The organism is Legionella sp. PC1000 (assembly GCF_014109805.1).
Classification (GTDB): domain Bacteria; phylum Pseudomonadota; class Gammaproteobacteria; order Legionellales; family Legionellaceae; genus Legionella; species Legionella resiliens.
In genome coordinates, this window is record NZ_CP059400.1 from 3,907,661 (window position 1) to 3,933,879 (window position 26,219).

Here is a 26,219-nt window from a genome sequence, read left to right on the forward strand (position 1 = left end):
AAATTAATTTGTTTTCACCCTCACTGTAGTTCTCCCCTTGTCTTCCAAAAAAGATTTAAAGCGAATTGGTAACTGTCCCTGGCTTTTGGTGTTTCAGTTCTTTTCCAGCAGATAAATGGGTCAATAATCCGCCTAAAATTTCTACTGTTTGCCTCAGTGCAGTGGAGAGTGGGCTTGATACAAAGGTGCTCAAAAAAGGACTATCTTGTTTATAAAGGTTATCTGCCTTTTCAAGGAGTTCTGTTGCTTTTCTATACGCCTCAGCCAACTCTTCCACACTTCTCAAGTGAAACAATTTATCAAAAAGCGTTTTATACTCTTCTCTTAGTGTCCCTTGTTTCGCTAAATCCAAGTTCTGTTCTGCAAAAAAACCTGAACGGTTTTTGAGGTTAATTAAATAACTATTCAAAAATTCTTCTAATTTAGGTTTTAGCTTATTGAGTTGCTTGGCAATATATATTTGCTCTGTAATTTGTGTAAATGGTTGCTCGATATTTGCTTTTTTTAGAGAGGAAACCTCTATGTAAGTAAGTCCCAGCTCACTCGCCCATTTCTTTGCTTCTTCAAAGGATACAACTCTACGTTGTTCCAAATCTGCTTTACACCCAACAAGTATCATAGGAACATTTTTAATTACTTTTAAACGTTCAATATGCTCTTTCGTATGCTGCAAAGAGCTTCTATTGCTTAGGTCAAAACAAATCAAGGCGGCATCAACAGACCTAAAATAGGATGAGACTATTTTGTGTAAACCTGGAGCTCCCGAAGCATCCCAGATACGCAATTGGATTATTTTATTAAACGCTTTCAGACGACTAATTTGTTGGTCAACACCCATTGTGTCCATGTACTCGTCAGAACTATAGAGATTCCCCCCACAATAAGTTTGCAACAAACACGATTTCCCGACAAAGTTATCACCTAGAAGGATTATTTTGAAATGTTCATTAAAATCTTGCTTTTGTTCCATGCTAAATATCCCTCCTTAGATCAATTTGAACAAATAATAACAAATAAATAATTGTGATTTAAGTGTTTTTTGAACTAATAGTTAAATTTTTTTAGCATGGATAAAATAATGAAATCCGAGTTTTGCTAATACAAACTCAGGAATTTACCTCGGGTTATACTCCTTTACCTGGATTTTCCAAACTTAAAATTCCAGTATTAAAATCATAAGCAAAAATCTCAGCATAACGTCCCCAATCAATCATAGTTCGCAATACACGTTCTGCTTCCTTTTCACTTAAATAATCTTCAAGCTTGCTCAAAAACCGTTCTTCAGAAACCCTATGACCTACTTTTTCATCTAAAATACGACGAATGTAGCGGGCAAGCGGCACTTTTTCCAACAATCTTTGCGCAAATAATTGTTTCCGTTCCTGGAGATCAGCCTCAGCAAATTGTTTGCCTAGGTCACTTAATTGAATATCTCCTGCAGAAACTTTAGCAAAACCTAATATTTCCAAAGTTTCGAGTATGGGAAACAGATCATCAATATTCATCATCAGCTCATCAGCAAGTTCTGGCAAATCAATTCGTTCTTCAAAAGAAGTCATTGTTTCTATCAAACCAGTCAGTTCTGAAGGCTCTACATCAGGCAAACGATATCCCAAACCAATTTGCCGTTCTCTCTGCGCGCGTTTTGCCTTTTCTTTGGGACCAGTAGTCATTAAAGTATAAATTTTATCCACCAAAGCCCGGAACTCATGCGATTCAGTATCGCGCGGCTGCGGTAAAGTAACAGGTAATTCGGCACGGATGTACCCAGGATCATTACCAAAAATTACAATTCTATCAGCTAATGTTGCTGCTTCTTCAATATTATGCGTTACTAATAAAATGCCATTGGTATTGGTTTTCTTTTCTTCCCACAATTCCAACAAATCCGATTTCAGGTTCTCCGCGGTCAGAACATCAAGCGCAGAAAAAGGCTCATCCATTAATAGAACATCGGGATTAATCACGAGTGCACGCGCAAAACCAACTCGTTGACGCATCCCGCCGGAAAGTTCTTTAGGGAATGCAGACTCAAAACCATCAAGACCAATAATATCAATCGCCTCAATTGCCCGATGTCTGCGCTCTTCACGGCCTACACCTTGCGCCTCGAGGCCAAGTTCCACATTTTCTAATACGGTAAGCCATGGCATCAATGCAAAAGATTGAAAAACCATCGCAATACCATCAACAGGACGGGTAACGGGTTTGCCTCGATAAGTCACTGTTCCGCTTGTAGGCGCTATCAGACCAGCGATAATACGCAATAAAGTGGACTTTCCTGAGCCGGATTTCCCTAATAATGCAACGATTTCACCTTCTTGCAGCTTGAAATTTACATCCTCAAGTACAAGCAAATCTTGTTCCGCTGCCTTTTTAAATGACTTGCTCAAGCCTTCTATAGCAATAATGGTTTCAGACATAAGTATCTTTTAATTAAAGTTAAAACGTTCTTCCGCCAACCGATAGAGCGGACGCCAAATCAAATGGTTAAAAGCAAGCACATACAAGCACATCATCGCAGTCCCCAAAGCAATTCGAGGGAAATCTCCCGTGGCCGTGCTGGCTTGGATGTACTCACCTAAGCCTGTGGCTCTCAGTGTGGTATTACCCCAGCTTACAAACTCTGCAACAATGCTGGCATTCCATGCCCCACCTGCCGCCGTTATGGCACCAGTAATATAAAAAGGAAAAATCCCAGGCAAAGCCAATCTTTTCCACCAAATCCATCCTTTTAAACCAAAATTGTCTGCAGCAAGATAGAGCTCGCGCGGAATAGTCGATGCTCCCGCAATCACATTAAATAAAATATACCATTGAGTTCCTAGAATCATGAGTGGCGTGACCCATATTTCTACGTTTAAATGGAATGCTACAATGGCAATCACAAATAAAGGATAGAATAAATTCGCGGGAAACGCTGCAACGAATTGAATCACAGGCTGTATTTTTTGAGCAATTCTTGGTCTTAAGCCAATCCAGACACCTACTGGAATCCAAATCAAAGAACTGATGATAATCAAGCAAAGAACTCGTGTACCCGTTGCTGCTCCAAGTAAAAACACATGCAAAATATCACTGACTTTCAATTCTGCGAGGATAAAGCGCAATAAGAACCAACCTCCAGAGCAAACGCTAATTAAAACCAAGAGACTCCAAGCCCGATCCAGCCGTTTTTGCTTTTTAAAGTCAATTTCCTTAATTGCTTTGACTTCATTTATCCTAAGCCAGCGCGCATTGACAAAATGATCGGTAAAAATACTGAGCACTTCAGCAAACTGCTTCATTAGCCGACTGCCACGAATCCAATCCACTAACCAGGATTGATATTCAGTTTCATCATGTGAGGGCTCTGTTTTAAACTTTTCGGACCATGCTATTAAAGGTCGGAAAAATATTTGGTCATATAAAAAAATAACAACAACCATAGCCAGAATGGCATAACCCACAGCATGTATATCACGTTGCTGGATTGCTAAGGCGATATAAGAACCTACCCCGGGTAACCTAATCTCTTGATGTGCTACAGAAATTGCTTCAGACAAAACCACAAAGAACCAACTTGCGGACATAGAGACCATCATATTCCATAACAAACTCGACATGGAAAAAGGAACTTCCAGTTTCCAGAACCGTTGCCATGCTGACAGCCGGAACATGGAAGAGACCTCTTGCAAATCATGGGGCAATGTTTTTAAAGATTGATAAAAACCAAAAGTCATATTCCATACCTGAGCGCAAAAAATAGCGAAAATGGAGGCACATTCAGGTCCTAACAGACTGTTAGGAAACAAACGAATAAACGCCGTCACTGTAATGGATAAGAAACTTAAAACCGGTATGGATTGCAAAATATCAATAGCCGGTATGATGATTTGTTCTGCACGACGATTTTTAGCTGCCCAAAGCCCTACCGTGAACGTAAAAATGATTGAAAAAAACAATGCAATAAACATCCGAAGCACAGTACGTAGTGCATAAAAAGGAAGATTGGCAGGATCCAAAGAAATAGGAATCTGTTGCCCTAAGCGATACGGAGTGGCCATCTGCGAACCAGCCCAGCCCAAAAAAAACAATATGGAAAAAATGAGAATAAGGAGCAGCAAATCCCAACGATTTATATATCGGCCAAATCTATCAGGATTAGCAAAGTAGAACCGACTTTCGCGCACAATGCCTCCTCAATACTTTGTCGACACCCAAATATACACTCTGCAACTTAAATGCAGTATTTACAATTGAACAGTGAAACTTAATAATGACGTTAGATAAACCTTTAGATTACCCGCACTGATGTGATACGAGCCCACCTGCTTGTTTCAGGATAATAAAATACCATAAAGACAGCATAATCGATAGATTAAAGCAGCTGAATAAAACGCTTTCTCCTTAAATAACCTCATTATTTTCATCATGCATGTGTCTTAGTCAGAATAATTTGTATAAAAATTGAACTTTTTGATAATTTTCGTGTCTAATATAGTGAGCATTTCCCCCGAATGCTTAGCTCCGCTTTACCCCCTCTTAAGCGGGGCAGTGTTTGGATTCATTATCTAAACATGAGATTCGCCCCGGCAGCAGCCGGGGATTTTTTTTTATAATGAATGCGCTACACTATAGCAAAGTAATTATGAATTCAATAATCATTCCTAATGAACAGGATATTTTCATGAATAAAAAATTAGTCTTGGTTTTATTATCGATTTTTTTCCAATTAAGTTATGCGCAACCGGAACAGGCTCAATTATCTGTCTGGGTCAATGAAGCAATCGTTTCTACATATACCTACAGCTATAAAAATTATCTCGAAGATCAGAAAAAAATCGGTAAATATTTTACCGCTGATGGCTGGATTGCCTATAGCAATGCTTTAAATGCTTCCAAATTGCCAGAGGATGTACAAAAGAATCTTTACACTGTAAGTTCCGTGGCAACTGCGCCGCCCACAATCACTAATATTGATCCAACACATTGGAAAGCAACAATGGGATTAATCGTCGCTTATCAAAACCCACAATATCAACAACGGCAACACTTGAACGTAACCATTAATTTCATGGTCGCACCACCAGGGCAAGGGGTACGGGGATACAGCATTACCCGTTTACAATCCACAGTAACCAAACAACCTTGTAAATGTGATGTTGAAGAAAATGAGCCCACACCACCAAGTACACCAAGTACTTCTGCTCCAAACACACCACCCCCAAGTCAACCTACCCCAAATAATGCCAAACAATGAGTCCCAGATGCACAGCAATTAACATACCAATCAAAATTAAAATAATATTTAATTTGGTTGGTATGGTTACATCTAAAGCGGATTGCTCCGGGTGGTTAGGATTGTAATAAACATCAATTTCTGCATTTTCTTGAAAGGCAACAGCCGCTTTATAAGCAACACCACGAGAATATTTACTGTTCGGATTATTATGGGCTGTATCTAAAAATAAATATTCTCCAGTTAAATCTCTATCATAAACTTGATAGGTGTATTCAATTTTAGGCCAAACACTATGACCCACTTTGGACCATTCACACGCAGTAATACGACCTTTAACTTGTAACCAGGTCTGAGCTTGCACCAAAACTTGCCTGTCACGCCAAAAATGCCTGAAGATGATAATAAGGAAGAGGAGCCATCCTAAATCCAGCATCCAACGCCAACTATTTAGCCCAGTCATTAAAGTTGTCCTAAGAAAAATGCAGTATGCAATATACAGTATATATCGCAATAGGTATAATCACCCACATTTAGGTGATTGAAAAAGGACGTACAATGATTGCTAAAACTCCCCTTCATGCCACCCATCAAACATGTGGCGCTAAAATGGTCGACTTTCATGGCTGGGAAATGCCCTTGCATTATGGCTCTCAGATTAATGAACATCACTTTGTTCGTAAAGATGCAGGCATGTTTGATGTCTCACATATGACCATTGTTGATATTCTTGGCGCCGGCGGTCGCCAATTTTTGCGCAAGCTTTTAACGAATGATGTAGACCAGCTCGAACACAATGGAAAAGCGCTTTATAGCTGTATGTGTAATGAACACGGGGGGATTATTGACGATCTCATCGTCTATCAACGTGCTTCAGATAATTACCGAGTTGTCCTGAATTCAGCGACCCGACATAATGATTTGGCATGGATTCGCAAAAAAAGTGAAGGATTTGCTGTTGGCTTGCAAGAACGAAGAGAATTGGCGATGATTGCCATCCAAGGGCCTAAGGCAATAGAAAAAACACTAAAGATTCTTAATCCCGCCCAAATTGATGCAGTATCAACGCTGACACATTTTGAATGCGTGGATGTTGAACAATGGTTTTTCGCCCGTACAGGATATACTGGAGAGGATGGATTCGAAATTATCATGCCCCAAGAATCCGTAGTCCAATTATGGAATGATTTAATGCAGGCGGGAGTACATCCTTGTGGCTTGGGCTCTCGCGATACGCTGCGACTGGAAGCCGGTATGCTTCTTTATGGTCAAGATATGGATACGACCACCAACCCATTAGAATCGGGACTTTCTTGGACCATTAAATGGGAACCTGCAGATCGTGACTTTATCGGAATGGGTGCCTTATTCTCGCAAAAACAAATAGGAATAAAACGAAAAATGGTAGGACTTACCTTATTAGATAAAGGGATTATGCGTCACGGACAAAGAGTAATCATTCCAGGTCATCCTGATGGGATTATTACTAGCGGCAGCTACTCTCCCACATTGGAAAAATCCATAGCCTTGGCAAGAGTACCAGTTGAAGCAGGTGATGAAGTGATGGTAGACATTCGTGGTAAATTAATCCCTGCAAAAGCAGGTAAGCCACGTTTTGTTAAAGCAGGAAAAGCTATTTAAAAATCGGAATTGGCCTCAACACCGTTTCCACCACTACGTCCCGTGATTTATTCACGGGATCCAGTATCGATGGATATTCTGGACTCCGCGGCCAATCCGCGGAGCGTAGATTGGCAGGGCTTGCAGCCAAAGCCTCGAAATTAAGTATATAATTAGATAAGGATAAGACAATGAATGAATTAAAATTCACTAATACCCATGAATGGCTAAAGGAAGAACAAAACGGAGTTACAATAGGGATTACCGATCATGCGCAACAATTATTGGGCGACATGGTTTTTGTCGAATTGCCAGAAATTGGGGATGAAGTAAGTGCTGGTGAAGAGCTTGGCGTTGTAGAATCAGTAAAAGCCGCTTCTGACTTTTATGCACCCGTTAGCGGCGTTGTCACTGCTATTAATGAAGTAGTTGTCGAAAATCCAGCTCTTGTTAATTCTGACCCTTATGCTGCTGGCTGGCTTGTCAAATTGAAACCCAGTCATCCTGATGAAATCAATAGTTTACTAACCGCCGAACAATATCAAAATGAGATTGCTGAGGAGCATTAATCATGCCTTATATCCCACACACTCCCGAAGACAGCAAAGCAATGCTTGATGCCATTGGCGCTCAAGACACCCAGGCTTTATTTGATGAAATTCCATTGTCTTTGCAATATGCAGGATTTCAAAATATTCCTGCCGGTATCAATGAAATGGAGATGTTAAAAGAAGCCCAAAAATTAGCGAATACAAATCGTAATGGAACCTGCTTTATGGGTGCAGGATGCTATGAGCATCACATACCTGCAGCAGTGTGGGATATCGCTTCTCGTGGTGAATTCTTAACCGCTTATACCCCTTATCAGGCGGAAGCCAGTCAAGGGACTTTGCAGTTGCTCTATGAATACCAAACCATGATTTGTGAATTAACCGGCATGGAAGTATCGAATGCGTCGATGTATGATGGGGCCACCGCATTAGCTGAAGCCATTTTAATGGCAGTACGGGTCAATAAACACAGCAAAACAAGTCGAGTATTACTCACCGGAACAACTCATCCTTTTTATCGTGAAACCATCGAAACCATCCTACGCAACCAGCATATTGAAGTGATTACCTTACCGTTTGATGAAAAACAAGGTATTACCTCTCTTTCCGCATTAGATCCATATACAGGAGAGGATATCACTGCTCTGGTGATTACTCAGCCTAACTTTTTTGGTTGTTTGGAAAGAGTGGATGAACTCAGTGACTGGGCACACCAGAACAAAACAATTAGTGTCGCTTGTGTTAATCCCGTGTCACTGGCCTTATTAAAACCGCCAGGATTATGGGGCAAGCACGGTGTAGATATTACATGCGGAGAAGGTCAACCTTTTGGTTCTCCTATGGCATCAGGAGGTCCATACTTTGGCTTTTTAAGTACGCGTATGGCTCATGTGCGTCAAATGCCCGGACGACTCATTGGATGTACTTTAGATAAGGATGGAAAAAGAGGATTTTCCTTAACCCTGCAAGCACGGGAGCAGCACATACGCCGAGCGAAAGCAACCTCAAATATCTGCACCAACCAAGGTTTATTGGTTACAGCAGCTACCATCCATATGAGCCTCTTGGGTGCAGAAGGATTGCGCCAGGTTGCAAGCCAATGCCATCATAATACTCATCAATTAGTGGAGGTTTTAACACAAATTGAAGGGGTAGCCCAGGTTTTTGATGCACCTTATTTTCATGAAGCGTTACTCAAACTCGATCACCCTGTTGAGCAGGTATTAAGACAATTAGCCGATGCAGGTATTACTGGAGGATATGCTCCAGAAATTCATTACCATCAATTGCCAAATACCCTTTTAGTCTGTGCTACTGAAATGCGCACTGAAGAGGAAATTATGTTTTTTGCGAAAACATTGAAAGCGATTATGTCTCAGCGAGGTGCCTCATGTTTGTAATCCAGTTAACCTATTTGGTTCCTCTAAACGAGGTAGATAAGTATCTGCAGACACATAGAGAATTTCTAGATTACTACTATAAACAAGGCCTATTGGTGATGTCTGGCCCTATGAAACCACGCACCGGCGGGATCATCATTGCAGCTACAAATGACCGAGAATATCTGGAGTCCATATTCAAGAAAGACCCTTATTATTTGGCGGAAATTGCCAAGTATGAATTTATTGAATTTACTCCAGTCAATTTTCGGACTGAACTTAAAGAATTTATTCAAAAAACGGAAGGCTAATTATGTTGATTTTTGAATTATCTAAAGAAAACCGGCAGGCAAGGGCCCAAGCCCCTAAAACTTACACCAGCAAATACGCCATTCCTGCTGAATTGCAACGGAAAAGTCCCCCGAAAATGCCTGCTTGCTCCGAATTGCAAGTAATACGGCATTTCACGGGCTTATCCCATAAAAATTTCTCCATTGACGGCAATTTTTATCCTCTGGGTTCATGTACTATGAAATACAACCCTCGCGGGGTACACAAAGCAGCATCGATGGCGAATTTTCTTAACCGCCACCCCTTAGCCACAGAAGAAAACAGCCAAGGCTTTTTAGAACCATTGCATCATTTGCAGGAATATATTGCTGAAATTACTGGTATGGCTGGTGTTTCTTTAACCCCAATGGCGGGTTCACAAGGAGAATTCGCCGGTGTGGCCATGATTAAAGCGTACCATCAATCTCGAGGTGATACCGCACGTGATGAAATGCTGATTCCTGAGGCAGCCCATGGGACAAACCCTGCTTCTGCTGTTATGTGCGGCTTTAAGATTGTGGAAATAGCTACTGCTGCAGATGGCGACATCGATCTTGAAGAGTTAAAAACCAAATTAGGTCCAAGAACAGCCGGCATTATGCTTACAAATCCCTCTACCTTGGGCTTGTTTATGCGTCAGATTAAAGAAATTGCTGCTCTTGTCCATCAAGCCGGTGGTTTATTGTATTATGATGGGGCCAATCTCAATGCGATTTTGGGAAAGGTAAGGCCGGGTGATATGGGCTTTGACGTCATGCATTTAAACCTGCATAAAACATTCGCAACCCCTCATGGTGGCGGCGGGCCTGGTGCGGGTCCTGTAGCTGTGGGCAAGCGTTTACTCCCCTTTATCCCACTACCTGTAGTGAAAAAAACCGATTCAGGATATCAATGGGCAACCAGCCAGGATTATCCGCAAAGTATTGGCCGCCTGTCTTGTTTTATGGGGAATGCCGGTATTTTACTGCGCGCCTATTTTTACATACGCGTACTTGGGAAAGAAGGTTTACTCCGGGTTTCAGAATATGCCACACTTAATGCAAATTATCTGCTCAAAGAACTTACAAAAGCGGGATTTACTGCAGCTTACCCAAGCCGACGTGCCTCTCATGAATTTATTCTAACTTTAAATCCGGAAAAGAAAGCGTATGGTGTTTCAGCAATGGATTTTGCCAAAAGGTTGCTGGATTATGGTGTTCATGCCCCCACCACTTATTTCCCGCTACTCATTCCTGAATGCCTTTTGATTGAACCAACAGAAACTGAGAGCAAAGAAGAATTAGATCGCTTTGTCCACATCATGAAAACCATTAGAGAAGAAGCGGCCACAAACCCAGGCTTGGTTAAAGATGCACCTCATACTTTACCGGTCAAACGTCTCGATGATGTTAAAGCAGCCCGCGAATTGGATTTAAATTATTTTGCGCATGTAGATTAGCTGAGTTGTTGTTTAAATCTCTACTGAACTCATAACTTTGGGAGCCTTTATAGCTCCCGGTTATGTGCTTTTCTCAGACTAAGTCTAAAACACATAGAACTTGTCTTGTACATCTATCCCATTCGGTCTATAACTATAATGAATTAACAAATTGATTTATACCGGTTTATTTACACTATGATAGACACTAAATGATAAAGAGATATTAAGGAAGAATATAAAGTGCTCCCCAAGAACCTAACAGTTCTCCATTTTCTTCTATATGACATACAAGTCTGTATGGACCTGCACTATATTGAGAAAATTCTACCCTTGCCTATGCTTGAAATCGTTCCGTCATGCCCAGTGTATTTGGTAGGATTAATGAATCTTAAAAATAAATGTATTCCTGTATTAGACTTAGCTATTTGTACCGGTTTGACACGAAATGAAGAATATCCTTTAAATATACCCATTTTACTTTGCTCCGATGGAACACATCAAATTGGCCTCATTGTTGATAAAGTGCTTGAATTGAGCAACATTGATGAAAAACAAATTGAAATACATGAAGAATTTACACGTAATAATTCACCTTTTTTGGGGGCTGTGACTCTGGAAACCGGTGTTTCTTTATTGCTCAATATCAATTGGGTTTTTGCTTTAAAGTTAACTCAAGAAATCAACCAGTTGAGTACTAATCATGAGTAACAATATGAGCAATAATATATTGAATGACATAAAAAAACTCGAATCTGCATTTATCGAATTAATCCACAAGCGTTTTGGACTTGTGATCCATGTAAATCAAGCACAAGAGTTAGCAAAAACGATTAGCACAGCATGTAACAAATTCAATTATCAGCCGCAAGAATATTTGGAGCAATTAAAAAAATGTTCCAGTAACTCTTCTTTATTAGCTGATTTAGTCGCAGCCATTACTGTGGGAGAAAGTTATTTTTTTCGTGATAAAAATCAAATACATTTACTTGAAAATAAACTGTTGCCGCAATTAATAAAACAAAAAGCGCACGATTTCACTTTAAAAATTTGGAGTGCCGGTTGTTCTTCAGGTGAGGAAATATATACCATTGCCATGCTGTTAGCTGAACTTTTACCGAATATGGATAGATGGGACCTCTATTTATTAGGCACAGATATCAATACTGCAGCACTGAAAAAAGCAATGGAAGGTACTTATGGACAATGGTCCATGCGTTCTATTCCCGAGAAATACATGCAACGCTATTTCCTGAAAAATAATCGTACGCATATACTTTCACCTGAAATTCGTGATTTAGTACAATTTAAATACCTTAATTTGTGTGACAACAGCTATCCATCCATAATTAATGGTATATTTGAAGTCGATTTAATCCTATGTCGCAATGTACTCATTTATTTTGATAATGAGCTTGTTGCTCAAATTATGAAAAAGATAAGCGCTTGCATGACTGAAGATGCTTATCTTTTATTGGGCGCATCCGATCCTATTGTTACGACGGGGACAAATCTTGCCTTTCATCATGATGGTGCGATCTATTTTTCACTGGATAAAGGTGATGAAACAAAAAAGGATTTTGAATGATGATACAAGAACAAAAGCATGCTTCAGAATTAATGCCCAAAAGTAAAGAAGCACTAAAGATACTGCATGCAAGAGCCAAACAACTTGCCCAACAGGAGCTCGATATCCGTAAAAATCATGGTATTGCTTTTGTTCGCTTCAACCTAAGCAAAAATGAAATTTATGGAATTTCTTATCAATACGTTCAAGAAATCCTGCATAATACCTCCATGGCGTTTCCCCCTTTCGCGCCCAATTTTATTGCCGGAGTAATTAACTGGCGTGGTGCGTTGATTACCGTGGTGGATCTCCTCAAATTTTTCCATCTAAATCATTCGAATTACAACAGTAAAAAGGATAATCAATTTATCATTGTTGTTCAGGCAAACAATATAACTCTTGGTTTGCTTGTTCATCGCATCGAGGGCAGTGAGACTTATGTGCCAAGTGAATTAGCGACTCCATTATCTTCTGCAAATGTGACCAATCCAGAATATATTCTGGGATTACATCATGCCGTCACAGCAATCATTAATATGGAGACTTTTATATCAAGCATAAGTCAAGAAATTAAAACACGTTTATACAAAATAGGAGAGGGTCATGGAAACTAAGGCGAATAAACGAGGTTTTGTTATCACAGTACGTGCCCGCTTGTTTATTGGATTTATGAGCCTTAGCCTACCTGTAATACTATTAATTATTTTGTTGTTGCCTAAAATAAATGAAATAGTCTATCTCAGTGGAAAAATTCGTAGTGAAAACTTACCCGAAATTCTTGATAGCCAAATCTATCAAACCCAAGACCTCCTCGAACATTGGGCAATGACAGGTGACCCACATACTAAAGAGCATTTGACCCGCTTGTGGAATGATATCAATGAGGTTAGGAATCAATGGGATCAAGTAATGCATTCGCTGGGCGATAAGCAATTACAGGAACAATGGGATAAATTGCAAGAATTGTATATCCCTCTTTATGATGTCCAAGCATCAATAATAAATGCCCCTAGAGATCCCAATAATGCAAATAATGTAGAAAACAGCAGGAACAAAACCAGGGAAGTCGAAAGCGCCATGATTGACCTTATTTTGGGCACCTATTCTGAAACTACAGGAAAGAGAACTGGTGGCTTGTACATGGTATTGGCACACGAAATTGAAAAAAATACAGACCAAATAAATCATAGCTTATATTCACTAAAGAAATACGCTTATGGGCTATTGATTTTGGCAATCCTTTTGACCCTTATCGTTCCTTACGCAACACAACGGTCTATAGCTCGTCCAGTGGATAATGCAATTAATATTGCCGAACGAATTGCTGCAGGTGAACGTAATATAGATATTAAAATTCGATCTGAAGATAAACTTGGCAAACTACTTTTATCGCTAAAAGCCATGCAAGAAGCAATTAAAGGGAATGAAGAAATTCTTCGCCAAAAAGAAGTAGAGTCTCGTGAATTATTTGAGAAATTAGTTAATTCATCGAAAAAATTTAGAATCCATAGCAGTAAAGTTGCTGCGGGCGATCTTAGAGAACGTCTTGAAATAGACCAAGAAGACATCTTACAAGATCTGGGCAAAGACTTAAATTCAATGACTGATGGATTGGCATCAATCACCAAAAAAATTAGTAAAGTCAGCAATGATATAGTCACTATGGTTGGAACCGTACTCACTTCAGCCAATGAACAAGCAGAAGGGATTACATCTCAAGCATCAGCTATAAATGAAATCAGTGCATCATTGGAAGAAATAGATAAGAGTTCAAAACAAACGATGGCTAAAGCGCAAACTCTGCGCGAAGTTGCTAAAAACACTTATGAGCAAGGAAAGTTAGGCACCGAGTCAGTAGAGCAAAGTATTCAAGGGATTAAAGCGTCAGAAGAAAAGATGAAGCTTATTGCACAAACTATTCTTGATTTAAGTAATCACACCCAACAAATTGGTGACATTACCTCTGTAGTAAATACACTTGCCCAACAATCAAAGATGTTGGCATTGAATGCATCGATTGAAGCATCAAAAGCAGGAGAGGCTGGAAAGGGTTTTGCCGCAGTAGCAACTGAAGTAAGAAATCTCGCTGAACAATCAGAACAGTCAACCGTACAGGTACAAAAAATTCTCGAGGATATCCGACGTACTACCGAAAAAGCGGTCACGGTTACAGAGGAAGGAGCCAAAACGCTTGATCTAGGGATTAAACTCATTGAGAAAGCAGGCAATGTCATCCAAGCCCTAAGTAAAATGATTAATGAAGCATCGATTTCGAGCCAACATATTGAAGTAGCCATTCGGCAAGAAGCTGTTGGGATTGAGCAAATCGTTGAGAGCATGAATGAAATTAATCGCACTACCTCAACTTTTTCCAGCAGCATAAAAGAGATGATGGCATTTATTCATAATTTGGATGATATTGCCAAACATCTAAAGGATGATGTGAATTTTTATAAAGTTTAGGGGCGCCATATGACTCCAGACGATCATTTATTAAAGCAGATTCTTGAAACCTTTAGTACGGAACTTGAATCATTATTGATGCTCATCACCGATCATTTAAAAAAGATTGAGCGTGGCGAATCAGTGAGTGATTTAAGCCAGTTGATGGAACAGATTTCTCGAGCAGGACGTAATATTAAAGTATCAGCACTTTCTGTAGGTATTGATGAGTTGGGGAAAATCGCCGAGTGCGTTGAAAAATTGTTTGAGCCTTCCCAAACCCTATCACCTGAACGAATTCATTTAACATTTCGTGCCACAGATGGAATGCGTGAAATCCTCCATGATTTTAGAGAAAAAAAGCCACTTTCAGCCGAGCTTCATGCATTATTAGAGCAACTCCAACAGACGTTAATTCATGAAGAAAAAAAAGAAGAAATTCAAATTATGGGGGAAAAACCGGCTTTATCTGAGCCTGCCCCTGTGACAAAGCCTCTGGCTAACGCTGCGGATAATGAATTTATAAAAAAACTCGTTGAAACATTCAAAGTGGAACTCCAGGAAAATTTAATCACGATAACGGATGGTTTGCTGCAGCTTGAAAAGGGAACTCGATCAGAAGAAGATTTTCAGAGTTTACTGGAAGAAATGTTTCGTGTTGCTCATAACATCAAAGGATCTGCACGTGGTATAGGCGTTAATGATATTGGTGAGATTGCCCATCATATAGAAACTTTATTTGCGGCGGTCCAGAAAAAAATCATTAAAATTTCCCCAGGGCTCATTAATCTGTGTCTGCAATCGATCGATTACATGAATGAAGCAATGCACTGTTACACGGAACAAAAACCCCTATCTTTTGATTTAGAAAACCACTTACGGCAGCTAGAACACTATACAGAATCACCTGCTCAAGAAATACCCTCCGCATTAGAACCCACGATTGAATCTTCAGCGACACTTGAAAAAGCACCTAAGACTCAAGAAATACAGGGTAAAACCAATGAATTTGAATCAATACGGGTCTCTTTGCAAAATTTAGATCGCGTTTCAGTTTATACTGAAGAAATCCAAGCCATTAAAATTGCTATAGAAGAATACTATTCCAAATTTACCAAGATGAATTACAAAATCGATCATCTGGTCCAATCATGGAAAAAAGATAGAGACTATTCCAATGCTTTTTCTGAAAATGAAATCAGCCCTTTAGCTACTTTATTCTCCGCAAGCCTTGTGGAATTATCTGAAATCAATAATTCAACTCACTTAATGCAAAGGGAGTTGCATACTTCGGTAAGCGAGTTATCCATTTTGTTAAATGCGCTACAGGAAGAAATTCGTACCTTACGGCTTATACCGGTAACGACTCAATTACGTTATTTACCGCGAATTGTACGTGATTTGGCGCATGAGCTAAACAAACAAGTGAATCTCGAAATAAATAGTAATGATGTAAAAATGGATAAAATGATACTTGATGGCTTAAAAGATCCTATAGTCCATCTTCTCCGCAATGCCATCGATCACGGCATAGAAAATAGCGAAGCTCGCAAAGCTGCTGGTAAAACACCACAAGGAAATATTTCGATTAACGTAAATCAAGAAGACAATCAGATCGTCTTTAGAATAATTGATGATGGTATCGGGATTAAAACAAATGATTTAATTCGCTCGGCACTACAAAAAAACATCATCAGCCAACCCGAACTTGAGACGATGAAAAAAGAAGAGCTTTACGAGCTCATTTTTCGTCCTGGTTTTTCAACTCGGGAAATTGCAACTGATATTTCTGGTCGAGGCGTGGGCTTGGATGTGGTGCGATCCAATTTACTCCGTTTAAAAGGCCAAGTCAGTGTTGAAAGTGAACCAGGGAAAGGAACTATTTTTTTCCTGAGAGTCCCGCTTACATTAGCTACAGAACGTGGATTGATTGTTGCATGCAATCACCAAATATTTGTGCTTCTTACCAACTCTGTAGAAAGTGTCATGCTATTAAAGAAACATGAGGTTATTACCGTGGAAGGAAGCCCTGCTGTTCTTGTCAAAGAACAACCAGTTTTGTTATGCTCTTTGTCTAAGATCCTCCGTCTTGATGAAAAGAAACAAAATAGAACAGAACATATCTCTGTTGTTATCATCAAAAAGAATGGAGATCGTATGGCCTTACTTGTCGACGAAATTATTGGTGAAAGGGAAATTGTACTCAAACCGTTGCAAGAACCACTATCAAATATACCTTGCGTCATCGGAGCTACTTTGACAGGCAACAATCAAATTAATTTCGTATTAAACTCTTCAGAGATTATTAAAAGAATGGTGCTATAGTGAACTACTGCCTATGATAAAAATTTTAATTGTTGATGATTCACCAACGGAAGCTGCAATAATTCAACACATCATAGAATCTGAAAAAGATATGGAAGTCATTGGTGTCGCAAAAAATGGCAAAGAAGCCGTTGAATTAACTGAAAGGCTGAAACCCAATCTTATCACCATGGATATTCAAATGCCCATCATGGATGGGCTTGAAGCCACACGTATTATTATGGCTCAAAATCCGACCCCAATTGTCGTGATCAGTTCTCTGGTGAATGATGAGTCACTCCATGCCACATTTCATATTCTTGAGGCGGGGGCATTAACTGCTTTGGCAAAGCCCGCGAATGTATTTTCTCCCTCTTTTGAAGAAAGCAGGCAACACATCGTTGATACCCTACGCAGCCTTTCTGAGATTCGTGTCATCAAAAAACCTTTAAAAAACCATTTGATTTTTGATGAGGGTAAAAAGCCTAAAACGGAACAGGCCAAAACAACACATTATGAGATCATCGCAGTGGGGGCTTCAGTTGGCGGCCCTATGGCATTGCAGACTATTCTGGCGCAATTAACTGCTGATTTCCCTGTACCGATTATGGTTGTTCAACATATGAGCCGTGGCTTTATTCGAGGATTTGCTCAATGGCTTGAAGAGAATGTAAGCCTCACCGTGAAAAATGCCGTAAACCATGAACCATTACAAAAGGGAACCGTCTATATAGCGCCTGAACACCAACATATGGTAATTGAACGTATTCATGAACAATTAGTCTGTAAATTAGTTGATGGCCCCCCTGTTTCGGGTTTTTGTCCTTCGATTACCCGATTACTGCAATCAGTTGCGAAAGTCTGTGGAAAAAATGCCATTGGTATTTTATTAACCGGAATGAGTGATGATGGTGCAGAAGGCTTATTGGAATTAAAAGAAGCTCAGGGGCATACCTTGATTCAAGATCAGGAAAGTTCCATAGTCTTTGGTATGGGAGCCGTTGCTCAATCATTGAATGCTGTAGATCAGGTCATTGAGTTGGAGCAAATTGCACGTTATTTAACAAAAATTTGTACCCGTGAAGATGAGTAACTCCTTTATGGAAAAAGAAAATCCGGTGATCTTGATTGTAGATGATAGCGCCACTATGCGTTTAATAACCTGTGATGCATTAACCAAAGCGGGTTTTAATGTCATTCAGGCAGAACATGGTGAAGCTGCCTTATCGCTACTCAAAACCACGAAACCTGACGCGATTTTGCTGGATGTGGAGATGCCTGGCCTCAATGGTTTTGAAGTATGTGCCGAGATTCGAAAATTACCTGACTTACATTATCTTCCCATCATGATGGTGACCGGTTTAGAAGACTATGAATCAGTGAATAAGGCGTACCAGGCTGGAGCTACCGATTTTACCACCAAACCCATTAATCCAACTCTATTAGGGTATCGCGTCCGTTATATGGTGCGCACCAATTCTTACTTTCAGGATTTACAGTTCGCGGAACAAAAGGTCAGGGCTCTCAATGAAGAGCTGATCAATAAGCTGGTCGAGATCCAGCAAAATGCAATTGCAGTAGCGCGTTTCGTCCCTCAGGATTTTCTCAAGGTGCTTAATCGTAAGAATATTTCGGATATTAAACTCGGTGATTGTGTTGAAAAGGTCATGACCGTTCTCTTTTTAGATATAAAAGCATTTACTACTATGGCCGAACGCTTATCGCCTGTTGAAATCTTCAATCTTTTTAATACACTTATGAGTTATTTAGATCCTGCCATTCTTAAAAATTCGGGTCTCATTGATAAATATATTGGTGATGCAATTATGGCTTTATTCAATGAGCCAGATGATGCCGTTGTTGCTGCATTGGATATGTTAGAAGCCTTGAAGGCTTTTAATGCCACGCGAATACGCGATAACCTGCCGCCCATTAATGTAGGAATTGGTATCAACACGGGTAATTTAATTCTTGGTACTGTGGGTTTTGAAAAACGTATGGATTGCAGTGTCATTAGTGATGCGGTCAATACCGCTTCCCGGCTTGAAACATTAACTCGAAATTTTAGTATTGAACTCATTATTGGTGAAGAAACCTATGAACAATTAAAACAAAAAGATGAATACGATCTGCGTTTCTTAGGTTTGACAACAGTAAAAGGTAAAAGTGTACCCATAAAAATTTATGAGGTCTTTAATCATAACCCTCCAGCCGAAGTGCAATTTAAAAAAGATTCAGCCTCTATTTTTGCCTCAGCATTGGAGCATTATGAGACGAAACAATTTGATGAAGCCGCAAGTCTTTTTGAACAAATCATAATAAGTAATCCCAATGACTTACCCGCAAAATATTTTCTGCAGCAATGCAAGGAAAAAATGAATTAGCAAGAATATACAGGAAATCTAATACATCTCTTCGAATTTTAATATTAAAGTCCAAATTTCTGGACCCCGCGGACAAGCCCTGAACGATCGTCAGTTTTTTAAATTTATCATGTACCCCTTAAGTTTCTCTACGTACCGCTTAAATTTCTCTACGTACTGCTTTAAATTTCTCTACGTACCGCGCTTTATGCCTGAGAGATGGTCACTTTTTGTGACCATCTCTCAGGGACAAGCCGCGGGAGGTAGGCAAGCTAAGCCTCAAACAGGAAACAGGTCGATTCTTAGCCCGTTCAAAGAAGCCTATGTTCAGAATCCAGCATTAAACCAGGTTTCACCGCTTCACCTTAACCTGCTTTAATTTGCTCAACTACTTGCTGATTGAGATGCGTCACGATAAGACTAACTAATTTAACTGCTTGATCATAATCGCGTTTATCAAACATCCCGGCTTGTTGATGCGCATAACGAATAGGAACACCAATATTAACACTAGGAACCCCTGAACCTGAGCCTTGTACTTTTGAACCATCTTGGCCATAACCTATTTCTGAGTCCAGCTGTACTTGAATGTTATTTTTTTGGGCTAAATCTAAAACCCAATTAAGTAATTCTTGATGGGGAATCATTATAGATTTAATTTTTTCATAACAAATGTCCTTATTTAAAATCCCGGCTAATCCCATTGAATACACCAACTTCATTATTTTTAACCCAATTATTGCGCCCATTATTCTACCATAAGCTCAACGTGACGTAAGAACCTCAGCAAGGTGCGGATTGAGCGTCACTATAGTAACCGTCTGATATTTAGGCTATTATTGGCTTTTTTTATATTGGACCATTTTTTGCCATGCACAGCGTCATTGTAATTCCTGCCCGTTACGCTTCAACTCGTTTACCAGGAAAACCTCTGGCAATGATTCGTGGCCAAACCATGTTGCAACGTGTAGTTCATTTATCACGTGCTGCTGCTGAAGGACTAAAAAATGTTTCTGTGCTTGTTGCAACCGATGATGAGCGAATTGTCCAGCATTGCAATGAAATAGGTGTTGCTTCAATAATGACCACACCAGAGGCACCTAGCGGAACGGATCGTGTCGCTGAAGCTATACGCTCTATGAAAAATAAACCGGATTTTATTATAAACATGCAAGGTGATGCTCCTTTAACACCGCCAGATTTTTTACGCGCACTCATTGATGCTTTTGCTGCCTCTCCTTGTGATGCAGTAACCCCTGTAACCCAGTTAAGCTGGAAACAGCTGGATGTGCTACGCCAAAATAAACTGACTACCCCCTTTAGTGGTACTACGGCTGTATTCAATGAAAAAACAGGCAATGCTTTTTGGTTCAGTAAAAATATTATTCCTGCCATTCGTAAAGAGGATGAGTTACGCCAGAAAAGTGATAAAAGTCCTGTATTTCGTCATATTGGATTATATGGTTATTCACTGGGCATGCTCGAAAAATACATTACCCTGCCAGAAAGCACATTTGAAAAAATGGAGGGGTTGGAGCAATTACGTATCCTGGAAAACGGTTATACCCTTCGTTGTATTCCCGTTGACTATAAAGGCCGCGCCAGTATGTCAGGTATTGATAGCCCGGAAGATGTAATCCGTGCTGAAGCATTGATTGCCCAATACGGTGAATTATTAGAGAGTATGTAATTATGACCACACGATTACTTGTTGCACGCCATGGGAATACTTTTGCGCCTGGTGCCGTGGTTAGACGAGTAGGAACCACTGATTTGCCCCTAGTCGATAGTGGTTTAAATCAAGGACGTATGCTGGGTATCTATCTTAAAAAGAATAATCTTATTCCTGACATCCTTTTCACTTCCCAGCTCAAACGTGCCAAACAAACTGCAGAAGAGGCACAAAGTGCCATGGGTATAAATTTACCTATTGAAACACTGGCTATCTTCAACGAAATTGATTATGGGCCTGATGAAAATCAACCTGAAGAGCATGTGGTTGCACGCATTGGGACAGAAGCAATTAATGCCTGGGAAACACAAGCCATAGTCCCTAACGGTTGGAAGGTAGATCCTACTGCGCTTATTAATAATTGGAGGGATTTTTCCGCTCGTCTGCGTCAAGAGTACACGGGAAAAACATGTCTGGTAGTCACGAGTAATGGGATCGCTCGTTTCTCGCCTTATTTGACTGGTGATTTTGCAACATTCAGCGCGCGTTACGGAATCAAAATTGCTACAGGAGCATTGTGTATTTTTGAAAATGAAGAACCCTCTGAGATCTGGCATTGCCGTGCATGGAATGTGAAGCCAGATCGAACCATGTAACATACTCTGCAATGGATGAGAAAGGACTCTTGCGCACCTCTTTGCCTCCGCTCCGGCTTATCTGTGGGATCCAATGTTTTTAGCGAAGAGCTCCCGGATCCGCGATAGCAGTAGGATCGGAGTAGAGTGAGGCTGGTTTTTCCGAGATGTATATAAGATTCGCGGGAAGGTCCCAGGCTGAAGTTTGAATTCAGGAGGGGGCAATAAATTACAATTCTGGAATATGATTCATGAAATTATGGGTGATGGGATTATCTTTGTTTATGAGTTTCATTTGTGATGAAGCTTTAGCAAATCAAGAAAAAAACCAATCGATTTCTCCTTTTTGTTTACCCACTCAATCCTGTTGGCCAACCAAAACGCAATGGGATGAATTAAATAGGCAAGTAAACGGTCGTTTGATACGAGGACATTCTCCCTTATCTCCTTGCATTCAAAACGCTAAAAGCGCTGCATGCCAAGAGGTGCTCAACAAGCTAAAAAATCCTTATTTTATTGAAGCGCACCCTGGAGCGACACAATCGAATGGTTGGGTGGATGCCTGGCAATCTGCGGTAAGTCCTTATGTAATTGCTGTTGAAAATGCGCAAGAAATAGCTGCTGCAGTTAATTTTGCACGCAAACATCGCATTAAACTTGTTGTGAAAGGAACTGGTCATGATTACCTTGGCAGATCCAATGCACCCAATTCACTCTTGCTCTGGACACATAACATGCGTCAGGTGACCATTCACGATCATTTTATTCCCCAGGGATGTCCTCAGACGCATACCCCGACAACAGCCGTCACCCTTGCAGCAGGCACACGATGGCTAGAAGCATATAAAGAAGTCACTACGCATCATGGCCACTACGTTCAAGGAGGAGGGTGTGTCACTGTCGGCGCTGCAGGTGGATTTATTCAGGGTGGAGGATTTGGTAGTTTTTCTAAAAAATTTGGCACAGGAGCTGCTGGGGTTTTGGAAGTAGAAATGATTACTGCAGATGGAACAATACGCATTGTTAATTCCTGCCAAAATCAAGATCTTTTCTGGGCATTAAAAGGAGGCGGTGGAGGTACTTACGGCATCGTCAGTAAAATCACTTTGCAAACTCATGAACTCCCTGCCTTATTTGGGAAAGTCAAAGGAAGCATTACTGCAAAATCCGATACAGCGTATGCAAAACTGATTCATTACTTTATCCATTTTTATCGCCTCAATCTCAATAACGAACATTGGGGAGAGCAGGTTGCTTTAACGCCAAATAATAAGATGAATTTTTCCCTGGTTTTTGTTGGATTAAATAAAGCTGAAGTAGACAAACTTTGGCAGCCATTTCTGCACTGGTTAACAAAAAAACCGGAGCAATACCAAGTTCACTTCAACAGTATTACACGTCCAGCAAGACACTACTGGGATTTTGACTATTTGATTGAAAATGCTCCTGATGCCATCGAAGTTAACCAAGAAAAAAACGCATCTGCAGGCGAATTTTGGTGGGCATCGAATCAATCTGAGGTATCCGTATATATCAACTACTATCTCTCCATGTATCTTCCCTTCAAATTATTTGCCAAAGACAATTCAACGCATTTTGCCAGAACACTCTTTGCGGCATCCCGTTTTACTGAAGTCGTACTTCATTTCAATAAAGGGTTGTCGGGTGCCCCATCAGACGTTATTGCGCGTCAAAAAAATACTTCCATGAACCCAGAAGTACTCAATGCGGCAGCTTTAGTCATTATTTCTGGAGGCCAACAAGATACTTATGCCCATATTGCGGGTCATCAACCGGATCTCATCAAGGCCAAAGAGGCGATAAAGAAAGCCCGGAAGGCAATGGAGCTACTGCATGCTTTAAGTCCTGATTCAGGTGCCTATCCGAATGAAGCAGATTATTTTATTAAACATTGGCAATCCGCTTTATGGGGCAGCAATTATCCTAAGCTCCTGCAAATCAAGCACAAATATGATCCCCAAAATATATTTACCTGTCATCATTGTGTGGGGAGTGAATCAAGTTCAGGATCATAGAACTTTGAATTTACAATGTACATCCTAAGCTTTAATAGAATATCTACACCCATGGAACAATCCTCAGTGGGCCAATTTAAGTTCTGAATTATTGATAGATGGATCCCTGCCTTCGCAGGGATAACAGAATATGAGGGTTAAGAGTACGTAGGCTGGGCTGAAAACCCAGCAGCGAATGTATATCAGAACACCATTGATAAGGCTTTTCAGCCCAGCCTACGTTTATTCATTAAATGTTATCAAAGTAATTTTTTAACGTTTGTTGCACATCTAAATTGAGCTCACCAGAATTAGGATCGATAGCACTTACCGTATCCCCTAGATAGCCAATTGCCCAAAAGAAAATGTTGTTTGTTTCCATATTCGCCTGTAAATAAGGCATTAGCGAATTGGTAAAAAATGCCTTTCCTTTTGCGGTTTTCCATGATGCCTCACCAAGCACAACGGGATAGCCTGCTTTATATAAAAATCCCCATGACCAATCGAAACGCAATTGACTTGGCATACCTGGTGCAGTTTCCCAACCAGCAACCTCAGCAGGGTATACATGTGGTGAAAAAACCAGATGACTGTTTTGAGCCTGTTCATCTCCCAACAACCATTGTAACGCAGACTGATTTATTCCTTGGGTGATTAACTGATTCCTAAATTTACTTTTATCAAATACAGCGATTCCATTTTTAGCCTGTTTTTCATCCAGTAAAGGCTTGAAATCCTCTCCCCAATTTCCTTTAAAAAACATACGCTCTAAATTGCCGCATAAAGAGGGGTCTGGAGAGTGGCTGTATCCGTTGTCATTCACTACCTGGGATTTAGGGACACAAATTATCGGATTATTTGCATCATCATTTCCTGAATCAGGACCTTCTACAAATAACAGCAAATTAGGATTGTTTTTCTGTACTGCATTCGCAGCAGTTGCTATGACTTTTGTCCAGGGTACTTGGGAGTCATGTGTTTTAAACCAATTTAAACGATAAGGCTCATTGAAAATATCAATTCCCAGTACATTATCTAAGTTGCGATTTTTAATTTCTGTAGCTAAAAGAGAAATATCATTTCCATATCGTTGCATATCATAAACAGTGCCATCTCGCATTGCATCGCCATACCCATGACGATGATGGATATCAATCATTACTTTGATATTCTTCTTTTTTAATTCCTGCAACACGATCCAAAACGCTTGTTGCGGGCTGACTGCTTTTTCGCAAGCGGTACCATTGCTCTGCCATGTTTTACAAAAAATACCATTCCCTGCGCTTGGGGAAGACTTGTCAGAAAGCGACTTATTTAAATCGACCTCATGTCGATCATCATAAAGAACCTCGGGTTGGATGGGTAATCGCAAGGTTTTAAAACTTACTGATGAATTTTTATCTACCCCTGTACTAGGAAAATCCCATGGATGGCTAAGTAAATCCATCATTCCATAGGCTCTTGGATTGGAACCCAAAGATGGAATTGCATAAAAAGGATTGCTCTGTAAGCCTTGAAAAACATTCGTGTCCTGAAATCCAGACCATGATAGACCATCTACATGGACGATCTGACCCTTAGCATTGTAAATTTTACTTTCTCGGGTTTGGTAGGAGTGTGCATCCAATGCCAGCATTAATAATAACCAACATCCTAATACTTTCATTTTTTTCATTCACGTATCTCCAGAATACAAATACAATGTTTCAAAAGTGGTCGTAATTTAACCACTCATGAGCAAATTCAGGCTAACTTTTGGATGAATTTTACAAAAATCTAACAAATTAAGTGATTCAATTGGCGCAAAAAACAAACATCATGGCGGCCTGGGTGAAGCGTAACCTGAGTTTCGTACTCTCGAAATTCCCAGGTTACAACTAAAGAAAAATCTTTATCCTACGCTTGAAAAACGACGATCATTTTCATGAATTGAGCTTTTAACCAATTCATCCATATCTTCATTAGGCTCGCAGGGTTGATAAACAACTTTTAAGGGAGAAACATCCACAGTTGATTTGGTACTATCATTTTGCAAATAACCATCAAGGTTTCTGAAAGTAAGGTATTTATCTGTAGCAAACTCTTGGCACTGAGCCATGGTTTCATCTTGACATATTGAAAACTTAATTAAATGTTCTGCATGAAATGGTTCACGACTTTTTGAAAATACATACTGTAAATCGTACAGAATGCTATCAGCACCAGCACAAAAATAAGAACCGGATTGAAATTTATTATTCTCAAATACATCACTACGAATGAAGCGGCCTTCACCAGGTTGCAAGCCTGCAAGGGACACTTTGTGAGTTGCTATTTCTTTAGGATTGTCTGCAAAAGCATAACCAGTTAAAACCACACCCAATAGTAATGAGGCTATTTTCATCATTCTGTTTTAACTCCTAATATGAAATAAATATTCCCTGTAATGGTTATTATCCCTAAACCAATGCAAAGAACAATAAAAGTAAGAAGTTATCTAAATAAAGGGATAACTCTTAATTTCAGTCCAACATTATACCCTATTTCATACGAATAGTGTAAAAATTTATAAATTAATTCTCAATTTGATCGAAAATCTTCTAATAATTCGACGTCCAATCTTGATAAAAACGAAGAGAATATCAAGGAAATGAATAAAAATCGCTTTCCTTCCACGGGCAGCTGAAGAGAGGTAATTTTTGATCTAATTGATTTTTTTATTAA

The 26,219-nt window shown here is 39.9% G+C and carries 22 protein-coding genes and 1 pseudogene; 16 read left to right on the forward strand and 7 right to left on the reverse strand.

Translation table 11 applies throughout. The features are described from left to right. Positions 1-55: 55 nt before the first annotated feature. The 3 genes from FOLKNPGA_RS17135 to FOLKNPGA_RS17145 form a co-directional block, all read right to left on the reverse strand. On the reverse strand, positions 56-970 hold the full coding sequence (locus tag FOLKNPGA_RS17135) for a Rab family GTPase (RefSeq protein ID WP_182351027.1): 915 nt from the start codon (positions 968-970) through the stop codon (positions 56-58). A 154-nt stretch (positions 971-1,124) separates the two neighbouring features. Then, positions 1,125-2,423, reverse strand: a complete 1,299-nt coding sequence (locus FOLKNPGA_RS17140) for an AAA-associated domain-containing protein (RefSeq protein WP_182351028.1) — start codon at positions 2,421-2,423, stop codon at positions 1,125-1,127. Between the two features lie 9 nt (positions 2,424-2,432). Then, the gene (locus FOLKNPGA_RS17145; RefSeq protein WP_182351029.1) at positions 2,433-4,172 is read right to left on the reverse strand and encodes an ABC transporter permease subunit; all 1,740 of its coding nucleotides are present in this window, start codon (positions 4,170-4,172) and stop codon (positions 2,433-2,435) included. Between the two features lie 497 nt (positions 4,173-4,669). Here FOLKNPGA_RS17145 and FOLKNPGA_RS17150 point away from each other — a divergent pair, with 497 nt between their 5' ends. Further along, a complete protein-coding gene (locus FOLKNPGA_RS17150; protein WP_182351030.1) occupies positions 4,670-5,242 on the forward strand; it encodes a DotI/IcmL family type IV secretion protein in 573 nt (190 codons plus the stop codon). On the opposite strand, the gene FOLKNPGA_RS17155 is transcribed toward FOLKNPGA_RS17150, so the two are convergent. Beyond that, a complete protein-coding gene (locus FOLKNPGA_RS17155; RefSeq protein ID WP_182351031.1) occupies positions 5,217-5,684 on the reverse strand; it encodes a DUF3592 domain-containing protein in 468 nt (155 codons plus the stop codon). The genes FOLKNPGA_RS17150 and FOLKNPGA_RS17155 overlap by 26 nt on opposite strands. Before the next feature lie 95 nt (positions 5,685-5,779). On the opposite strand from FOLKNPGA_RS17155, the gene gcvT reads away from it, so the two are divergent. The 12 genes from gcvT (at position 5,780) to FOLKNPGA_RS17215 (ending at position 19,215) form a co-directional block, all read left to right on the forward strand. Then, the gene (gene gcvT / locus FOLKNPGA_RS17160; RefSeq protein WP_182351032.1) at positions 5,780-6,862 is read left to right on the forward strand and encodes a glycine cleavage system aminomethyltransferase GcvT; all 1,083 of its coding nucleotides are present in this window, start codon (positions 5,780-5,782) and stop codon (positions 6,860-6,862) included. A gap of 170 nt (positions 6,863-7,032) precedes the next feature. Continuing rightward, a complete protein-coding gene (gene gcvH, locus FOLKNPGA_RS17165) occupies positions 7,033-7,410 on the forward strand; it encodes a glycine cleavage system protein GcvH (RefSeq protein ID WP_182351033.1) in 378 nt (125 codons plus the stop codon). Between the two features lie 2 nt (positions 7,411-7,412). After that, the gene (gene gcvPA, locus FOLKNPGA_RS17170) at positions 7,413-8,792 is read left to right on the forward strand and encodes an aminomethyl-transferring glycine dehydrogenase subunit GcvPA (protein ID WP_182351034.1); all 1,380 of its coding nucleotides are present in this window, start codon (positions 7,413-7,415) and stop codon (positions 8,790-8,792) included. Then, positions 8,783-9,082 carry a YciI family protein gene (locus FOLKNPGA_RS17175; RefSeq protein WP_182351035.1) on the forward strand — a complete coding sequence of 100 codons (300 nt, stop codon included), beginning with the start codon at positions 8,783-8,785 and terminating at the stop codon, positions 9,080-9,082. Before gcvPA ends, FOLKNPGA_RS17175 begins: the two co-directional genes overlap by 10 nt. A 2-nt stretch (positions 9,083-9,084) precedes the next feature. Beyond that, positions 9,085-10,539 (forward strand): aminomethyl-transferring glycine dehydrogenase subunit GcvPB, encoded by a 1,455-nt coding sequence (gcvPB, locus tag FOLKNPGA_RS17180; RefSeq protein ID WP_182351036.1) that lies wholly within the window; start codon positions 9,085-9,087, stop codon positions 10,537-10,539. 279 nt (positions 10,540-10,818) lie between these two features. After that, positions 10,819-11,229 (forward strand): CheW domain-containing protein, encoded by a 411-nt coding sequence (locus tag FOLKNPGA_RS17185; RefSeq protein WP_232890400.1) that lies wholly within the window; start codon positions 10,819-10,821, stop codon positions 11,227-11,229. Positions 11,230-11,233: 4 nt separating this feature from the next. Beyond that, entirely contained in the window at positions 11,234-12,106 is an 873-nt protein-coding gene (locus FOLKNPGA_RS17190; protein WP_232890290.1) for a protein-glutamate O-methyltransferase CheR, read from the forward strand. Next, the gene (locus tag FOLKNPGA_RS17195; RefSeq protein ID WP_182351039.1) at positions 12,103-12,699 is read left to right on the forward strand and encodes a chemotaxis protein CheW; all 597 of its coding nucleotides are present in this window, start codon (positions 12,103-12,105) and stop codon (positions 12,697-12,699) included. Before FOLKNPGA_RS17190 ends, FOLKNPGA_RS17195 begins: the two co-directional genes overlap by 4 nt. Next, positions 12,689-14,548: a methyl-accepting chemotaxis protein gene (locus FOLKNPGA_RS17200; RefSeq protein ID WP_182351040.1), complete on the forward strand. Its 1,860-nt coding sequence runs from the start codon at positions 12,689-12,691 to the stop codon at positions 14,546-14,548. Before FOLKNPGA_RS17195 ends, FOLKNPGA_RS17200 begins: the two co-directional genes overlap by 11 nt. A gap of 9 nt (positions 14,549-14,557) precedes the next feature. Then, positions 14,558-16,852, forward strand: coding sequence for a chemotaxis protein CheA (locus tag FOLKNPGA_RS17205; protein ID WP_182351041.1), 2,295 nt, complete (start codon positions 14,558-14,560; stop codon positions 16,850-16,852). A gap of 13 nt (positions 16,853-16,865) precedes the next feature. After that, on the forward strand, positions 16,866-17,924 hold the full coding sequence (gene cheB / locus FOLKNPGA_RS17210) for a chemotaxis-specific protein-glutamate methyltransferase CheB (RefSeq protein WP_182351042.1): 1,059 nt from the start codon (positions 16,866-16,868) through the stop codon (positions 17,922-17,924). A 7-nt stretch (positions 17,925-17,931) separates the two neighbouring features. Continuing rightward, on the forward strand, positions 17,932-19,215 hold the full coding sequence (locus FOLKNPGA_RS17215; protein ID WP_182351043.1) for an adenylate/guanylate cyclase domain-containing protein: 1,284 nt from the start codon (positions 17,932-17,934) through the stop codon (positions 19,213-19,215). Between the two features lie 344 nt (positions 19,216-19,559). Here the strand turns inward: FOLKNPGA_RS17215 and FOLKNPGA_RS17220 are convergent. Next, positions 19,560-19,841 (reverse strand): annotated as a pseudogene (locus FOLKNPGA_RS17220) (M42 family peptidase); the annotation flags it as partial. Between the two features lie 224 nt (positions 19,842-20,065). Here FOLKNPGA_RS17220 and kdsB point away from each other — a divergent pair. The 3 genes from kdsB to FOLKNPGA_RS17235 all read left to right on the forward strand — a co-directional run bounded on the left by kdsB (position 20,066) and on the right by FOLKNPGA_RS17235 (position 23,537). Continuing rightward, positions 20,066-20,884 (forward strand): 3-deoxy-manno-octulosonate cytidylyltransferase, encoded by an 819-nt coding sequence (gene kdsB / locus FOLKNPGA_RS17225; RefSeq protein WP_182351044.1) that lies wholly within the window; start codon positions 20,066-20,068, stop codon positions 20,882-20,884. 2 nt (positions 20,885-20,886) lie between these two features. Further along, a complete protein-coding gene (locus FOLKNPGA_RS17230) occupies positions 20,887-21,522 on the forward strand; it encodes a histidine phosphatase family protein (RefSeq protein WP_182351045.1) in 636 nt (211 codons plus the stop codon). A 230-nt stretch (positions 21,523-21,752) separates the two neighbouring features. Next, the gene (locus FOLKNPGA_RS17235; protein ID WP_182351046.1) at positions 21,753-23,537 is read left to right on the forward strand and encodes an FAD-dependent oxidoreductase; all 1,785 of its coding nucleotides are present in this window, start codon (positions 21,753-21,755) and stop codon (positions 23,535-23,537) included. Between the two features lie 229 nt (positions 23,538-23,766). Here FOLKNPGA_RS17235 and FOLKNPGA_RS17240 read toward each other — a convergent pair whose 3' ends face one another. Together FOLKNPGA_RS17240 and FOLKNPGA_RS17245 are read right to left on the reverse strand one after the other, a co-directional pair. Further along, positions 23,767-25,191, reverse strand: a complete 1,425-nt coding sequence (locus FOLKNPGA_RS17240; RefSeq protein ID WP_182351047.1) for a cellulase family glycosylhydrolase — start codon at positions 25,189-25,191, stop codon at positions 23,767-23,769. Between the two features lie 216 nt (positions 25,192-25,407). After that, on the reverse strand, positions 25,408-25,902 hold the full coding sequence (locus FOLKNPGA_RS17245; protein WP_182351048.1) for a hypothetical protein: 495 nt from the start codon (positions 25,900-25,902) through the stop codon (positions 25,408-25,410). Positions 25,903-26,219: the final 317 nt, after the last annotated feature.

What these genes read in the sequence shown, in the direction of transcription:
- FOLKNPGA_RS17135 (WP_182351027.1), bottom strand. Translation starts at nt 970, where the DNA reads ATGGAACAAAAGCAAGATTTTAATGAACATTTCAAAATAATCCTTCTA.
- FOLKNPGA_RS17140 (WP_182351028.1), bottom strand. Translation starts at nt 2,423, where the DNA reads ATGTCTGAAACCATTATTGCTATAGAAGGCTTGAGCAAGTCATTTAAA.
- FOLKNPGA_RS17150 (WP_182351030.1), top strand. Translation starts at nt 4,670, where the DNA reads ATGAATAAAAAATTAGTCTTGGTTTTATTATCGATTTTTTTCCAATTA.
- FOLKNPGA_RS17155 (WP_182351031.1), bottom strand. Translation starts at nt 5,684, where the DNA reads ATGACTGGGCTAAATAGTTGGCGTTGGATGCTGGATTTAGGATGGCTC.
- gcvT (WP_182351032.1), top strand. Translation starts at nt 5,780, where the DNA reads ATGATTGCTAAAACTCCCCTTCATGCCACCCATCAAACATGTGGCGCT.
- gcvH (WP_182351033.1), top strand. Translation starts at nt 7,033, where the DNA reads ATGAATGAATTAAAATTCACTAATACCCATGAATGGCTAAAGGAAGAA.
- gcvPA (WP_182351034.1), top strand. Translation starts at nt 7,413, where the DNA reads ATGCCTTATATCCCACACACTCCCGAAGACAGCAAAGCAATGCTTGAT.
- FOLKNPGA_RS17175 (WP_182351035.1), top strand. Translation starts at nt 8,783, where the DNA reads ATGTTTGTAATCCAGTTAACCTATTTGGTTCCTCTAAACGAGGTAGAT.
- gcvPB (WP_182351036.1), top strand. Translation starts at nt 9,085, where the DNA reads ATGTTGATTTTTGAATTATCTAAAGAAAACCGGCAGGCAAGGGCCCAA.
- FOLKNPGA_RS17185 (WP_232890400.1), top strand. Translation starts at nt 10,819, where the DNA reads ATGGACCTGCACTATATTGAGAAAATTCTACCCTTGCCTATGCTTGAA.
- FOLKNPGA_RS17190 (WP_232890290.1), top strand. Translation starts at nt 11,234, where the DNA reads ATGAGCAATAATATATTGAATGACATAAAAAAACTCGAATCTGCATTT.
- FOLKNPGA_RS17195 (WP_182351039.1), top strand. Translation starts at nt 12,103, where the DNA reads ATGATGATACAAGAACAAAAGCATGCTTCAGAATTAATGCCCAAAAGT.
- FOLKNPGA_RS17200 (WP_182351040.1), top strand. Translation starts at nt 12,689, where the DNA reads ATGGAAACTAAGGCGAATAAACGAGGTTTTGTTATCACAGTACGTGCC.
- FOLKNPGA_RS17205 (WP_182351041.1), top strand. Translation starts at nt 14,558, where the DNA reads ATGACTCCAGACGATCATTTATTAAAGCAGATTCTTGAAACCTTTAGT.
- cheB (WP_182351042.1), top strand. Translation starts at nt 16,866, where the DNA reads ATGATAAAAATTTTAATTGTTGATGATTCACCAACGGAAGCTGCAATA.
- FOLKNPGA_RS17215 (WP_182351043.1), top strand. Translation starts at nt 17,932, where the DNA reads ATGGAAAAAGAAAATCCGGTGATCTTGATTGTAGATGATAGCGCCACT.
- kdsB (WP_182351044.1), top strand. Translation starts at nt 20,066, where the DNA reads ATGCACAGCGTCATTGTAATTCCTGCCCGTTACGCTTCAACTCGTTTA.
- FOLKNPGA_RS17230 (WP_182351045.1), top strand. Translation starts at nt 20,887, where the DNA reads ATGACCACACGATTACTTGTTGCACGCCATGGGAATACTTTTGCGCCT.
- FOLKNPGA_RS17235 (WP_182351046.1), top strand. Translation starts at nt 21,753, where the DNA reads ATGAAATTATGGGTGATGGGATTATCTTTGTTTATGAGTTTCATTTGT.
- FOLKNPGA_RS17240 (WP_182351047.1), bottom strand. Translation starts at nt 25,191, where the DNA reads ATGAAAAAAATGAAAGTATTAGGATGTTGGTTATTATTAATGCTGGCA.
- FOLKNPGA_RS17245 (WP_182351048.1), bottom strand. Translation starts at nt 25,902, where the DNA reads ATGATGAAAATAGCCTCATTACTATTGGGTGTGGTTTTAACTGGTTAT.